Annotated in this window: 12 protein-coding genes and 1 tRNA gene; 8 read left to right on the forward strand and 5 right to left on the reverse strand. The window is 63.7% G+C overall.

Features of this window, described 5'->3' with window-relative positions:
* Positions 1-39 precede the first annotated feature (39 nt).
* A complete protein-coding gene (locus tag HHL25_RS08030; protein WP_315853038.1) occupies positions 40-1,311 on the forward strand; it encodes a GNAT family N-acetyltransferase in 1,272 nt (423 codons plus the stop codon).
* Here the strand turns inward: HHL25_RS08030 and HHL25_RS08035 are convergent, their stop codons facing one another.
* Positions 1,312-3,531: a GumC family protein gene (locus HHL25_RS08035; protein WP_169588876.1), complete on the reverse strand. Its 2,220-nt coding sequence runs from the start codon at positions 3,529-3,531 to the stop codon at positions 1,312-1,314.
* Positions 3,532-3,734: 203 nt separating this feature from the next.
* On the opposite strand from HHL25_RS08035, the gene HHL25_RS08040 reads away from it, so the two are divergent.
* Together HHL25_RS08040 and HHL25_RS08045 are read left to right on the forward strand one after the other, a co-directional pair.
* Positions 3,735-4,310, forward strand: coding sequence for a polysaccharide biosynthesis/export family protein (locus HHL25_RS08040; RefSeq protein ID WP_169588878.1), 576 nt, complete (start codon positions 3,735-3,737; stop codon positions 4,308-4,310).
* 3 nt (positions 4,311-4,313) lie between these two features.
* Positions 4,314-5,456 carry a glycosyltransferase family 4 protein gene (locus HHL25_RS08045; protein WP_169588881.1) on the forward strand — a complete coding sequence of 381 codons (1,143 nt, stop codon included), beginning with the start codon at positions 4,314-4,316 and terminating at the stop codon, positions 5,454-5,456.
* 15 nt (positions 5,457-5,471) lie between these two features.
* Here the strand turns inward: HHL25_RS08045 and ftsH are convergent, their stop codons facing one another.
* A complete protein-coding gene (gene ftsH / locus HHL25_RS08050; RefSeq protein ID WP_169588884.1) occupies positions 5,472-7,298 on the reverse strand; it encodes an ATP-dependent zinc metalloprotease FtsH in 1,827 nt (608 codons plus the stop codon).
* Between the two features lie 225 nt (positions 7,299-7,523).
* Between ftsH and HHL25_RS08055 the strand changes: the two genes are divergently transcribed.
* The 5 genes from HHL25_RS08055 (at position 7,524) to HHL25_RS08075 (ending at position 12,037) form a co-directional block, all read left to right on the forward strand.
* Positions 7,524-9,074 carry an undecaprenyl-phosphate glucose phosphotransferase gene (locus HHL25_RS08055; protein WP_169588886.1) on the forward strand — a complete coding sequence of 517 codons (1,551 nt, stop codon included), beginning with the start codon at positions 7,524-7,526 and terminating at the stop codon, positions 9,072-9,074.
* Positions 9,071-10,318 carry an O-antigen ligase family protein gene (locus HHL25_RS08060; protein ID WP_246701708.1) on the forward strand — a complete coding sequence of 416 codons (1,248 nt, stop codon included), beginning with the start codon at positions 9,071-9,073 and terminating at the stop codon, positions 10,316-10,318. Before HHL25_RS08055 ends, HHL25_RS08060 begins: the two co-directional genes overlap by 4 nt.
* A gap of 4 nt (positions 10,319-10,322) precedes the next feature.
* Positions 10,323-11,468 carry a glycosyltransferase family 4 protein gene (locus tag HHL25_RS08065; RefSeq protein ID WP_169588887.1) on the forward strand — a complete coding sequence of 382 codons (1,146 nt, stop codon included), beginning with the start codon at positions 10,323-10,325 and terminating at the stop codon, positions 11,466-11,468.
* Positions 11,469-11,519: 51 nt separating this feature from the next.
* A complete protein-coding gene (locus tag HHL25_RS08070) occupies positions 11,520-11,816 on the forward strand; it encodes a DNA-binding protein (protein WP_169588889.1) in 297 nt (98 codons plus the stop codon).
* Between the two features lie 71 nt (positions 11,817-11,887).
* Positions 11,888-12,037: a hypothetical protein gene (locus HHL25_RS08075; RefSeq protein WP_169588891.1), complete on the forward strand. Its 150-nt coding sequence runs from the start codon at positions 11,888-11,890 to the stop codon at positions 12,035-12,037.
* A gap of 96 nt (positions 12,038-12,133) precedes the next feature.
* Here the strand turns inward: HHL25_RS08075 and HHL25_RS08080 are convergent, their stop codons facing one another.
* From HHL25_RS08080 to HHL25_RS08090, 3 genes are all read right to left on the reverse strand, one after another.
* On the reverse strand, positions 12,134-13,150 hold the full coding sequence (locus HHL25_RS08080; RefSeq protein WP_169588893.1) for an extracellular catalytic domain type 1 short-chain-length polyhydroxyalkanoate depolymerase: 1,017 nt from the start codon (positions 13,148-13,150) through the stop codon (positions 12,134-12,136).
* 212 nt (positions 13,151-13,362) lie between these two features.
* Positions 13,363-13,439, reverse strand: a tRNA-Pro gene (locus HHL25_RS08085).
* 92 nt (positions 13,440-13,531) lie between these two features.
* Positions 13,532-14,071 (reverse strand): MerR family transcriptional regulator, encoded by a 540-nt coding sequence (locus HHL25_RS08090; RefSeq protein WP_169589666.1) that lies wholly within the window; start codon positions 14,069-14,071, stop codon positions 13,532-13,534.
* Positions 14,072-14,157 lie beyond the last annotated feature (86 nt).

The raw sequence follows: 14,157 nt of genomic DNA on the forward strand, positions 1-14,157 counted from the left end.
CTATGGTCGGACGATCACTTCATCCGATGGAGAGCGGGCGTGCAGATATCCAAGGTCGATATCCACAGTGTCGAGCGTGCGACTGTCGCGCCGGCCGGCCTCGTCGCGCTTTCCGCCCCCGCGACGGCCGCCCCGTCCATAGGCGGCGAAATCGAACTCAAGCTTCATGACCGGCTGGAACCGCTCGAATCCGACTGGCGCCGTCTCGAGGCGGACAACCTCAACTCTTTGCATCAATCCTATGACTGGTGCAGCGCATGGGCGAAGACCCACGATAACACGCTTGCCATCGTGCAGGGGTGCCAGAACGGCCGGACGGTGTTCATCCTGCCGCTCGAGCTCGTCAGGCACGGGATGGTGCGCAGCGCCCAGTTCATCGGCGGCCGGTTCAACAACATCAACACGGGGCTGTTCTCGACGGAATTTCGCGATCACGCGACAACCGAAGACGGAACCGTGATCGTCCGTGCCCTCACCCGGCTTCTCGCCGGGAAGGCGGACCTCGTCAACCTGACCAATATTCCGTTGGACTGGCGTGGCGCGCGGCATCCGCTCGTGGGCCTGCCGGCGATCGAGAACCAGAACCACGCCTTCCAGCTGCCGCTGACCGCCGATTTCGAGCAGACCATCGCCCAGCTGAACGGCAAGCGACGGCGCAAGAAGTACCGCAGCCAGTGCCGCAAGATCGAGGCGGAAGGCGGCTTCGACCACTTCATCGCCCGCACCGGAGCTGAGAAACAAGCGCTGCTTGCCACCTTCTTCGACCAGAAGGCGATCCGCTTCAAGGCGCACGGCATCCCGAACGTCTTCCAGTCACCGGAGACGCAGGCGTTCTTCCGCATGCTGCTCGAAGTGGACCGCGGCAGCGCCGACACGCCGCTCGAGCTGCATGCCATTCGCCTCAAGGGTGCGCATGAAGGCAAGATCGCCGCGATTGCCGGACTGTCGCGCAAGGGTGACCACGTCATCTGCCAGTTCGGCTCGATCGATGAAAGCCTCGTCGCAGAGGCAAGCCCGGGTGAACTGCTGTTCTGGCTGATGATCGAACGCTGCTGCGAAGAAGGTGCAGCGCTCTTCGACTTCGGTCTGGGCGACCAGGACTACAAGCGGCGCTGGTGCACCGTCGAAACGATCCAGCATGACATCCTGCTGCCGATCAGCGCCGCAGGACGGATCGCCTCGATCGCGCAACGCGGCGTGACGCGCGCCAAAGCCGTGATCAAGGGCAATCCGCAGCTCTATTCGGTCATCCAGCGGATGAGAGCTCACGCCGACAGTGCTCCGGCCCGCTCGACCGGCCCAGAAGACTGATCAGGCAGCGTCACGCCGGCCCGTCTTGCGCGCGGCCGGTGTTTCTCCGGTCATCAGGACCAGATCCGCATAACCGACCTTTTCAAAGGCGGCCATGATCTCGACGAGTTCCTGCTCGTCGGGCTTCGGCGCGGAGAGGATGATTTCGTGGGCGCCGTTGCGGCTCAACCGCGAGACGCCCTCGGCATTGGCCGGACCGCACTCCACGAGCACCAGGTCATAGGCGTCGGCAAGTGCATCGGCGATCATCGACAGGCGATCGGCACCGCGCATCGCCTGGCGCACGTCTGAATTGCCCTGCGGCACGATATCGGCGCCCGACAGGCGGTCCGGATGGATCGTCTCGGAGAAGGGTGCGACACCGCAGAGAAGATCGGTGATGCCCGGCAGGTCCTTGCGGGCCGCCATCAGCCAGGTCGGGCAGGCAGAGCCGGTCATGTCGATCACCACCACCTTGCGGCCGATCTCGTCGAGGTGACGCGCCAGCATCACGGTTGCCGTCGAACCATCGTCGCCGGAGGGGGAGATGGCAAAGGCAATGCGTGCACCGGACTCGACGAGATAGTCGGCAACCGACTCGATCGAGAATTCGTCACCGGTGGCGACGTCCTCTGCTTCTTCGTCCTCCGGGGCGAGATCCAGCGTCTGCTCCATGGCGACCGCCAGCTCCTCGTCCGGCTGGACCGACAGGAGGCTCGCAGGAATGTCGTTGCGCGCGACTGCCGGCTTTGCCTGTGGTGCGGCTGCAACGGCCGCGACTTCGATGACCTCTGCGGCCTGCGGCTCGACGGGCGCCGACGGCAACACCACCGAGCCGCCAACGGGGCGAAGCGCCCGGCCACTGAACAGTTCGACGATCATGACGATCACGGCGCTCAGCACCAGTGCGGCAAGGGCAGCCACGATGGTGATCGGCAACACCTTGGGGAAGCTTGCCTCGCGCGGCTCGACGGCCTTCGAGATGACGCGGGCGTCGGCCGGGCTTGCATCCTTTTCGAGGCGCGTGGTCGCTTCCCGATAGCGGGCAAGATAGGTTTCGAGCAGCTGGCGCTGGGCCGTGGCCTCGCGTTCGAGCGCCTTCAGGTCGACCTCGTCGGCACCGGCACGTGCGCTGTCGGCCTTCACGGTGTTGAGCTGCTGGATCAGCTGGGTTTCGCGCGAACGGGAAACGGCCGCCTCGTTTTCGAGGCTCGCGGCGACCTTGGCGGATTCGGTGGTGATCTGGTCACGGATACCCGCGAGCTGCGCACGGAGCGCCTTCATCTGCGGATGGCCTTCGAGCAGCGAGGTCGAGAGATCGGCGATCTTGCCGCGGATTTCGGATTCGGTCGTCTTCAGACGCTGGATGATTTCGGAGCCGGTGACGGATTCGAGTGTCTCCGTCGACTTGCCGGCCTTCAGCGCGGCCCGAACGTTCTCGGCCTTGGCCTCGGCATTCGCACGCTCTCCCCGGACGCGGGCGAGTTCGGCGGAAATGTCGCTCAACTGCTGCGAGGAGAAATTGGTGGTCTCGCTGACCGGCATCAGGTCGGCGGAAGCGCGATACTCGGCGACCTTCTTCTCGGCCTCCCTCACCTTCTCGCGCAGATTGGCAATCTCGGGCTCCAGCCAGCGGGCGGCTTCCGAATTGCTGTCGAGTTTCGCGCCGCTCTGCAGCGAGCGGTAGACATCGGCGATCGCATTGGGGATGGCGGCCGCGAGTTTCGGGTCCTTCGAGGTGAACTGGATGCCGATGACACGCGACTTCTCGACCTGATAGACCTGCAGCTTTTCCTGGAACGCCTTGAGCACGCGGTCTTCCGGCGCCAGATCGAGCGGGTTCTTCTTGAGGCCCAGCATGACAAGCAGATCGGAGACGGCCGAAGGGTTGGTGTCGGGATCGAACTCCTCGAGCTCATAGAGCTTCATGTCGCGGGCGACCTGCTTGATGAGGTCGACCGACTGCAGGAGCTGCACCTGGCTGACGATGTTCAATTCGTCCGGCATGGCATCGGCGGTCACCGGCGCATTCGCCTGGGCGGTGAAGCTCGGCTCGCGCGGCTCGATCAGGATCCGCGTTTCGCTGCTGAAACTGGGGGCGATGATGCTCGCGCCGGCAAAGGCCAGGCCGCCGGCAAGCGCCGTCACGGCCAATATGCGCGCCTTGCGCTGCCACACGGCCCGAAAGAGCTGTGCGAGATCGATATCTACGTCCTGATGACCGTTGCCTACGCTCGACATGCCTAACTCCCGGTACATTTCTCGCGAGAATGTAAAGGATCATGGTAACCCAAGCGTTAACTTGCCAAGATTGCGAATGGTGGGGGTTCGTCGCGAGTAAATTGCGATCACGGCGACAGGACGCGGCCGGCCTTTACCAGCCGTTAACCCTAACCGAATGATAACGTCGATATCGAATTCTTTCATCGGGAGCGCAGAAGCGCATGTTATCGGCTGGCACCAGGGGAATGATGCTGCTCGTTGTCGCGCTGGCCGCGGCCGTGCTTGGCGGCTGCGCGACCTACAAGCCGGCGCCGAAGGTCTTCCATGAAGCGACCATCCAGCCCTACCGCCTCGATAGTGGCGACAGGCTGCGCGTCACGGTCTTCGAACAGGCCAGCCTGACCAACACCTACACAGTCGACCAGGCCGGATACATCGCCTTCCCGCTCGTCGGCCAGGTGGCAGCCCGCGGCGCGACCGTGTCGCAGCTCGAAGGCGTGCTCGCTCAAAAGCTGCGCCAGGGCTTCCTGCGCGATCCGGACGTCACCATCGAGATCGACCGCTATCGCTCGATCTTCGTGATGGGCGAAGTCGGACAGCCGGGCCAATATGCCTATGTACCGGGCATGACCGTACTCAATGCCATCGCGGTCTCCGGCGGTTTCTCGACCCGCGCCAACCAGCGCGACGTCGACGTCACCCGCAAGATCAACGGAAACATCCTGACCGGCCGCGTACCGATCACGGACCCGATCCTCGCCGGCGACACGATCTATGTTCGCGAGCGGCTGTTTTGATCCATGCCGAACGGAAAGCCGTTGCGCATCCTCCACTGTTTCCGGTCGCCTGTCGGAGGGATCTTCCGGCATGTGCGCGATCTCGCCGAGCAGCACAGCCGTGCCGGCCACGAGGTCGGGATCCTTTGCGACAGCACGACGGGCAGCGGACACGAGGACAAGCTGTTCGAACAGATCAGGCCCTATCTGTCACTCGGCCTCCATCGGATGCCCATCCAACGCGCGATCGGGTTCTCCGACGCCGCGGCGCTCTACAAGAGTTTTCATGAAATCAAGAGTTTGAAGCCGGACGTTCTGCACGGTCACGGCGCCAAGGGTGGCGCAGTGGTCCGCATCATCGGCTCAGCCCTGCGGGTAAGAAAGTATCGCGTCGCCCGCTTCTATTCGCCCCACGGGGGCAGCCTGCACTTCGATCCGTCGTCGCTCTCCGGGCGCGGCGTCTTTGCGCTCGAACGGGCCTTCGAACGGATGACAGACGCCATCCTGTTCGTCTGCGATTTCGAGAAGAACACCTATATCAACAAGGTCGGGGTGCCGCGTTGCACCCACCGCACGGTCTACAACGGCATCAGCGATAGCGATTTCGCCCAAATCCCGGCCCGCTCCGACGCCGTCCATTTCATCTATGCCGGCATGCTCCGGGACCTCAAGGGGCCAGACGTCTTCATCGAGGCCTTCGCCCAGACCGAGCGCCTGGTCGGCCATCCCTTGAGCGCGCTGATCGTCGGCGACGGTCCCGACCGCGACAAGTACAGGGACAAGATCACGCAGAGCGGCCTCGGCCGCCGGATCGGCCTTCTGCCCGCCATGCCGGTCAAGGACGCCTTTTCGATGTCGAACATCGTCGTCGTGCCGTCACGTGCGGAAGCCATGCCCTATATCGTGCTCGAGGCACTTGCAGCCGGAAAGGCACTGATTGCGACCCGGGTCGGCGGCATTCCGGAGGTGCTCGGCGCCGACAGTGGAGCCTTGGTGGAACCGGGCGATCCGACCGATCTCGCGCGTGTCATGGCCAAGGCGGTGACGACGCCGGGGTGGCACGGTGCAACCATGCCCGATCCCGTCGCCTTTCAGGCGAAATTCTCGGCCTCGGCGATGGCACGGCAGATCGCCGCCCTCTACGAGGAGCGGCTCGCGGCGATCTGACGGCCGTTCACCGCCTCAGGCTTCGACCACGGCCGCTTTCTCAGCCAGGCGCTTCAGCGGGGCGTAGTCGTCCGGCGTCAGGGTTTCGCGCTCCAGCAGAAGCTTTGCGCCGGTTTCAAGCTCGCCGATCCGCCCCTGTAACGCAACCTTTGCCCGTTCATAGGCCTCGTCAATCATCCGGCGCACGGCAAGGTCGACCTCCCGTGCAGTGGCCTCGGAATAGTCCTTCGCCCGCATCCGCATCTGTCCGTCATCCAGCCATTGCTGGCGCTGCGGCTCCAGCACCGCCTGTCCGACGGACGGATCCATGCCGAACCGGGTTACGATTTCCCGGGCGATGTCCGTAACCTTGGCGAGATCATCGGCGGCACCGGTCGAGATTTCACCGAAGACGATGTCCTCGGCGGCCCGTCCGGCCAGCAGCACGACCATGCGGTCCTTCAGTTCACCCGCGGTGATCAGGAACCGGTCCTCGGTCGGTCTTTGCAGCGTGTAGCCGAGCGCACCGATCGAGCGCGGGATGATCGAGACCTTCTGGACCGGATCGGCGGTCGGCAGGCCGGCCGCGACCAGCGCGTGGCCCATCTCGTGATAGGCGACCCGGCGGCGCTCCTCGGTATTGAGAATGCGGCTGCGGCGCTCCGCCCCGGCGATGATGCGCTCGACCGCTGCGACGAAGTCCGCCATTCCGACTTTCTCCGCTCCCCGACGGGTGGCAAGGATCGCGGCCTCGTTGATCAGGTTGGCGAGGTCGGCACCGGTGAAGCCGGGCGTCAGGCCGGCGATCTCGTCTACGCTGACGCCCGGCTCGATGGTGACGCTCTTCATGTGCACCTCGAGGATCGCCGCCCTGCCCTTGCGATCGGGCCGGTCGATGACGACCTGGCGGTCGAACCGCCCGGCGCGCATCAGGGCCGGATCAAGGATCTCCGGCCGATTGGTGGCGGCGAGCAGAACGATGCCGACGCGCGGGTCGAAGCCGTCGAGTTCGGCGAGCAGCTGGTTCAGCGTCTGCTCCTTCTCGTCATTGCCGCCGAAACCACCGAATGAGTTGCGGGCGCGCCCGAGCGCGTCGAGTTCGTCGATGAAGATGATGCAAGGGGCGGCCTGGCGGGCCTGCTCGAAGAGGTCGCGGACCCGGGCGGCGCCGACGCCGACGAACATCTCGACGAATTCGGAGCCGGAAATCGAGAAGAAGGGCACGCCCGCCTCGCCCGCGACGGCCCGTGCCATCAGCGTCTTGCCGGTACCCGGCGGCCCGACCAGCAGGATGCCCTTCGGAATGCGGGCGCCAAGGCGCCCATAGCGATCCTTGTCCTTCAGGAAGGAGACGATCTCCTGAAGCTCTGCTTCCGCTTCGTCGATGCCGGCAACGTCGTCGAAGGTCACGCCGGTCTTGCGTTCGAGATAGATCTTGGCGCGCGATTTGCCGATGTTGATCAACCCACCCATGCCCTGCTTCTCGGCAATGCCGCGGAAGAAGAACGACCAGAGCGCGAAGAAGACCATCACCGGGAGGATCCAGGACAGGAGCGTGGTCAGCCAGTTGTTCTCGGTGGCGCCGGTGATCTTCACGCCGGCCTTTTCGAAGAGTGCGGCGAAGGCCGGATCGACCCGGTTGGCGACGAAATACTTGCGCCCGTCGACCGGCTCCCTGAACTCACCCTCGACACGGCTCTCGGTCAGCGTCACGGACACGATCCGGCCCTCGTCGACCAGGCGCATCATCTCGCTATAGCTGAGCTGGGCATAGTCGCGGTAGCCGATCCAGGCCTGGAACGCCATCAGGAGCGCGAAGGCGAAGAGGAAGTAGCTGAGATTGAAGACGTGTTTCTTTTCCATGAGCGAGCGTCCTGTTGCGGTGCCGGCCATCGGCCAGGCCACCTCATGACACGATCCGTGTCACGCTTCGGTGATCCGTGTCAAACCGCAGGCAACCGGTGAGTGCGGCGCACGTGTGCCGATCTGACCCAAAACTGGCCGATCCGCGGGACGTTCTCAGCCGGCTCTCAAGCGTTTCTTAGCAACTCCCGTTTATGCTCGCGCGTGAAAAAGCGGGATATTGCGATGAACCAGATGGAAAAGCCGGAACAGTTCGATATCGACGCCTTGCGCAGGAAGGTTTCCGAAACCGCTGCGGTTTCCCCGCCGCCTGGCGACGAGACGGACATCAATCCGCTGGCGAAACAGATCGCCGCGCAGTTTCGCGAAGAGAATTACTCCCCTTCGATCATCACCGGCCAGTTGCGGCTACTCGAATTTCTCAGCCTTTTTGCGATCGGGCTTGCCGTGCACTATCTGCTCGCGGACGATCCTTCGTCGCGCTTCCTGACCGACCTCGTGATCGGGCTTCTCGGGTCTGGCTTCGCGGTGCTGCTGCTTCAGATCGCCGACGGCTACCAGGTCTCGGTACTGCGTACACCGCTGCGCTCGATGGGACGTATCGCGACCAGCTGGACGGTGGCGACGGCGATGATCGCGCTTGCCCTCTTCCTGTTCCGTGACGGCGGTTTCGGTTTCCGGGACTGGCTCGTCTACTGGTATGGCGCAGGCATCGCCTTCCTCTTCATCGAACGCAGTCTCGTCGGCTTCGGCATTCGCCGCTGGGCCCGCAACGGCATCATGGAGCGGCGCGCCGTGGTCGTCGGCGGCGGCAAACCTGCCAAGGATCTGATCCGCGCGCTCGAGCAGCAGCCGGAAAACGACATCCGCATCTGCGGCATCTTCGACGATCGCGGCTCCACCCGGTCGCCGGACGTGGTTGCCGGCTATCCGAAGCTCGGCACCATCGCCGAACTGGTCGAGTTCGCTCGCCTCACCCATATCGACATGCTGATCATCGCCCTGCCGCTCAGTGCCGAGGCGCGTATCCTCCAGTTGCTGCGCATGCTCTGGGTACTCCCGGTCGACATCCGGCTCGCGGCGCACTCCAACAGCCTGCGTTTCCGCCCGCGCTCCTATTCCCATGTCGGCGCCGTGCCGATGCTCGATATTCTCGACAAGCCGATCCGCGACTGGGATTCGGTCGCCAAGCGCGGCTTCGACATCTTCTTCAGCCTCGTCGCTCTCGTTCTGCTCTGGCCGGTCTTCATTGCCACCGCGATCGCCGTGAAGACCACGTCCAAGGGACCGGTCTTCTTCATCCAGAAGCGGCATGGCTTCAACAACGAGGTGATCAACGTCCTGAAGTTCCGTTCGATGTATACGGAGATGAGCGATCCGACCGCGCGGCTTGCGGTCACCAGGGGCGATCCGCGCGTCACCCCCGTCGGCCGCTTCATCCGGAAAACCTCGATCGACGAACTGCCGCAGATCTTCAACGTCCTCAGGGGCGATCTCTCGCTGGTCGGCCCCCGCCCCCATGCCGTCATGGCGCAGACCCACGACCGGCTCTATGCGGAGGTCGTCGAAGGTTATTTCGCACGCCACCGCGTCAAGCCCGGCGTCACGGGCTGGGCGCAGATCAACGGCTGGCGCGGCGAAGTCGACAACGACGACAAGATCAAGTTCCGCACGGCCTACGACCTCTTCTACATCGAGAACTGGTCACTGCTGTTCGACCTGAAGATCCTCTTCCTCACGCCGTTCCGGCTGCTCAACACGGAAAATGCCTATTGAGCACGGTCGACCTCCATGCGCCGCCGGTATTTCGGCCGCAGCTTGCGGCCTGGACGCTGCTCGGCTCCGGCATGGTCGCCTGCGGCGTCTTCCTGTCGGGTTTCGTCATCTCGGAGCCGGCCCCTTATGAACTGCTGATGGTAACGCAGATCGCCCTGTGGTTCTTGCTGGGTCTCAGGATTTCGCGCGCCGTCGCACCGCTTCTCGCATTTCTCCTCGTCTTCAATGTCGGCGGCATCCTGTCGCTGACGGTGATGAAGGACCTTGGCGGCGGGCCGATGTATCTCGCGGTCTCTACCTTCCTGGCGCTCACCTCCGTCTTCTACGCGGCCATCATCGAAGACCGGCACCAGCGCCTCGAGCTGATTTTCAAGGCCTGGGTGGCAGCCGCGATCATCACCGCGCTTCTCGGCATCCTCGGTTATTTCCACGCCTTCCCGGGTGCGGAAGCCTTCACCCTTTACGACCGCGCCAAGGGCGCCTTCCAGGATCCGAACGTGTTCGGCCCGTTCCTGATCGCGCCGGCCCTCTACCTGATGCACGGCCTTCTGACCGGCAAGCTCCTCCAGGCGCCGTTGAAGGTCGCCGGCCTGCTGATCATCGCGCTCGGCGTCTTCCTGTCGTTCTCCCGCGCCGCCTGGGCGCTCTTCCTGTTTTCCGCGGTGGCGCTGGTCTTCATCCTGCTGCTCAAGGAGCGCACGGGCGCCTTCCGGCTGAAGATCCTCTTCCTCTCGCTGACCGCGGTGCTCGTGCTCGTCGTCGCGCTGGTCGTCGCCCTGCAGTTCGAGCAGGTGCGCAACCTCTTCCTCGACCGCACGACGCTGGTGAAGGAGTATGACGGCGGCCATCTCGGTCGATTTGCCCGTCATCGCATCGGTTTCCTGATGTCGATGGAACGCCCGCTCGGCATCGGCCCGATGGTGTTCAGCGAGATCTTTCCGGAGGACGAGCACAATATCTGGCTGAAGTCGCTGACGACCTATGGCTGGCTCGGCTTCGTCTCCTATGTCTCGATGATGGTCTGTACGCTGGCCATGGGCTTTCGCTTGCTGCTGCGCGACCGCCCCTGGCAGCCGCATCTGATGATCGCCTGGATCGTCATCATCGGTCATGTTGGTATCGGCAACGTCATCGATACTGATCACTGGCGTCACTTCTACGTTCTGCTCGGCATCGTCTGGGGTTGCTGTGCGCTCGAATGGCGGCACCAGCGCGCCTCGCGACGTGGTGGATCGGTCATCTGATCCCATGCACGCGAACGACAAGCCCTTGCGCATTCTCGAAGTGCTCGAACCGAGCGGTGGCGGCTCCGGTCGGCATTTCGTCGATCTCTGCGCCGGCCTTGCCGCCCGCGGCCAGGCCGTCACGGCGGTCTATTCGCCCGTTCGCGCAGAGGCCCGCTTCGTGCGCGAACTGATGGCGCTCGATCTTCAAAAGGTCATCGCCCTGCCGATGTTGCGGGCCGTCGGACCGAAGGATTTCGAGGGCTGGCGCGCACTCCACCGCATCATCCGGAGCGAAGGACCTTTCGACATCATCCACGGCCACAGCTCCAAGGCCGGCGCCCTGACGCGGCTTCGCCTGCCCGGCCCCCATGTGCCGCGCATCTATACGCCCCATGCCTTCCGGACGATGGATCCCAGTCTCTCGTCCAAGGGCCGCTTCGTCTTCGGTCAGATCGAAACCCTGCTCGGCCGCTTCTTCTCCGACTTTGTGATCGCCGTCTCGCAGAACGAATACGACCATGCGCTTTCGCTCGGCATCCCGCACGACGTCCTGCGGCTGGTGGTGAACGGTGTCAGGGACATTCCGTCCGGGCGCCGCGCAGAAATCAGATCCCGCTTCGGCCTCGCCGACGATGCCCTCGTCTTCGGCTTCATCGGCCGGCTCTCCGCCCAGAAAGCCCCGGAAAGGCTGATTTCGGCATTTTCGGCAATCGCCGCCGACGTGCCTCAAGCACGACTGTTGATCATTGGAAGCGGCGAACTGGAAGATGTGGTCCGCCAGCAGATCTCAACAACAGGGCTGGTCGATCGGGTCGTGATCGACGCCGACGTGCCCGGAGCCGCGGCTTTGCAGGCGCTCGACGTGCTGGTGATGACGAGCCGCTACGAGGCGATGTCCTATGTGATGCTGGAGGCTGCCGCTGCCGGCCTGCCCCTCGTTCTCACCGATGTCGGCGGCGCGTCAAACGTATTGGACAGCGGTGTGAACGGCCTTCTCGTGCCGAACAGCGACGATCCCGCCCCGATCGCGTCCGCCATGCGGGCACTCTCGGACGACGCGACACGGGGCCGTTTCACCGCCGCGGCGCGCGAGCGGCAAGGCCGCTATGGCTTCGACGCCATGGTGGAGCAGACGCTTGCCGTCTACCGCGAGGCGCTGGCATCCTGAACAGTCAGGGACCCGATTGATTTTTCACGCGCTTCCTCCATATTTCCACTCATGATCACACCGGCACAGATCCGCGCCGCGCGGGCGCTTCTCGGACTGAGCGTCGACCAGGTTTCGGCGCTCTCAGGCGTGTCCGCCTTCGTGATCATCCAGGTCGAAGAGGAAAGTGCGGCGAGCCTCGACCAGAGCGCCATGCTCGCGCTTCGTGCCAGCCTCGAAAAGGCGGGGATCGCCTTCATCGCGGACGGCGATTGTCCTCCCGGCGGGATGGGTGTCCGGCTGGCGGAACGCCACGACATCGATGAAGGGCTTCGCCCTGAAAACCTGAACGCCGCCAACGACGATTGAATCGCACGCCGACCAGGGAACAAATTCGGCCGCACCGATTTATCCGCCTGTCCAACAGACAGGAGCACTTCATGAATCGGAACAACGGTCTCTATCTCGTCATCGGCGCTCTTGCCGTCGTCGTCATCGGCCTCGGCGCCTATGTCTATCGCGAGGAGACGAAACCCCAGGGCGTCGAACTGAGCATCGGCCGCGACGGGGTGTCGATCCAGGAGAACTGACAGGCTGGCGGGACCGGCGAACTCCCCGGGACATCACAAGTGCATTGCCCGGCTCGAAGCCGGGCTCTTCATGTCATCGTTAAGGGTGACCGGAAATCAGATCGAGGCCATGAAGGTGCGCGCCATATGCTGTGGCGCGCCGAAACCGCCTTCCAGCATGAAGGGCATCGCCTCCTGTGCTCCGGGTGACTTTCGCGGCAGGACCGGAAGGCCGTGAGCCATTCCATCAATCAGACAGAATTCGATCAGCGGCCGGCCTGATGCGTCGTACCAGGTCTTCACCGGATGACCCTCGGCGGTCGAAAGCCTGCCCTCCCCCTCCTCCAGCCCGTAGAGATCGAGCCATTGGGAAAGACTGGCACGGGCATTGGCCACGGAGACGACGCGATCCGCCGTCCCGTGCCAGATCGACACCAGCGGACGGCTTTCGATCTCCGGCGTCACCGTGCGCACGAGGTCGCCCCATTCGCGGCCGGAACGGCTGACGCCGGAGTTCATGACCGAGAGCGCGGTCATCGCATCGCGCGCTGCGCCAAAGGGCAGGCCACCGACGATCTGGCCTGCGGCGAAGAGCTCCGGATAGGTTGCCAGCAGGGCAGACGCCATAGCACCTCCGGCAGATAGACCCTGAACGAAGATGCGTCGCCGATCGACGCCGTGGCGCTCGCAGGCATTGTCGATCATTTGGCGGATCGACATCAGCTCGCCGCGATCACGGGCCACCGCGCTCGGCCTGAACCAGTTGAAGCACAGGTTGGGATTGTTCGACTGGCGCTGTTCCGGATAGAGCAGAACGAAGCCCTGGTCGCGCGCGAGACCGCTCCAGCCACTGCCCTTGTCGAAATCGGCGGCCGTCTGAAGGCAGCCATGGAGAACGACGACGAGTGGCGCTCCCGGCTTCAGCTTCGGCGGAACGTATTCCAGCATCCGCAGGTGGCCGGGATTGGTGCCGAAGCCCGTGATCTCTAGGAGACGCGTACTGGACGGACGGGTGCGCCGCTGTCGCACGGGCTCAAGGCGCGGCACCGCGGACGCCGCCTTCAATATCTTCTTCTGAAGTGCCTTCTGTCGACGCAACACATAGGACAGCGGCATGGGGATCTTGAGGCGCATGGAAAAAGCATTCCTTCTGCAAATCGAAGTCTCGCTCCCGCAACATCGGCCGCCATGCGCTCCGGCTTCCCACCGACGACCAAGTCTCCATATAGTGCTGCGATGCAGCATTTATAGGGCAAGAAGGCACGAAAACACAAGAAACTGCCCCGCGGGGGCAGTATTTCATGTCTGTCTGTTTTTTGAATTTTGCTGGGATATCAAGATTTTAATGGTCGGGGCGGCCGGATTTGAACCGACGACCCCTTGACCCCCAGTCAAGTGCGCTACCGGGCTGCGCTACGCCCCGACCTGCTTCTTGCAAAGCACGTTCTCCTTAATGGCAAGGTCACGCACACGCAAGGGGGAAAAGCGGAGAAATTGCGGACAAGCCGCGTCTCGTCACCGAACCTGATCGAGCAGGCGCTTGCATTCGAGGAGATCGAAGAGGGCTTCCTGCAGGAGCGCCCTGTCCTCCTTGCCGACCGCCGAGCCCTTGCCGACCGATATTTCCGGCATGTCGTCGTCGCTGCCGCCACCGAAGCCGAAGAATCGCCCGCTGACCTTGGCCTTGGGACGACCGACGATCTGATCCTCCTCGGGCGGGCCGAGTTTCGGATCGTCGCCCTTGGCGGCCCCCGCCGCGACCAGCGCCTCCATGGTGGCGAGATCGCCGCTGGCGATCGCCATGACGAACTTGTTGCCGTTGGTTTTCAGGAGCTTCTGCACGCCCTTGATGGTGTAGCCCTGATCATAGAGCAGGTGACGAATGCCCTTCAGCAACTCGACGTCGTCGGGGCGGTAATAGCGGCGGCCGCCGCCACGCTTCAGCGGCTTGATCTGCGGAAAGCGGGTCTCCCAGAAGCGCAGGACGTGCTGCGGCAGGTCGAGATCGTCGGCGACCTCGCTGATGGTGCGAAAGGCATCAGGGCTCTTGTCCAACTGCATCTTGCCGCTCCTCATGGGGTAAGCGGCACGGTCGCCGCGACTCGCCGGCCATTTCAACGATTTGCGCTGGAACTTTCAAG

The sequence above is a fragment of the Rhizobium terricola genome, from assembly GCF_012927355.1.
Taxonomy (GTDB): domain Bacteria; phylum Pseudomonadota; class Alphaproteobacteria; order Rhizobiales; family Rhizobiaceae; genus Allorhizobium; species Allorhizobium terricola.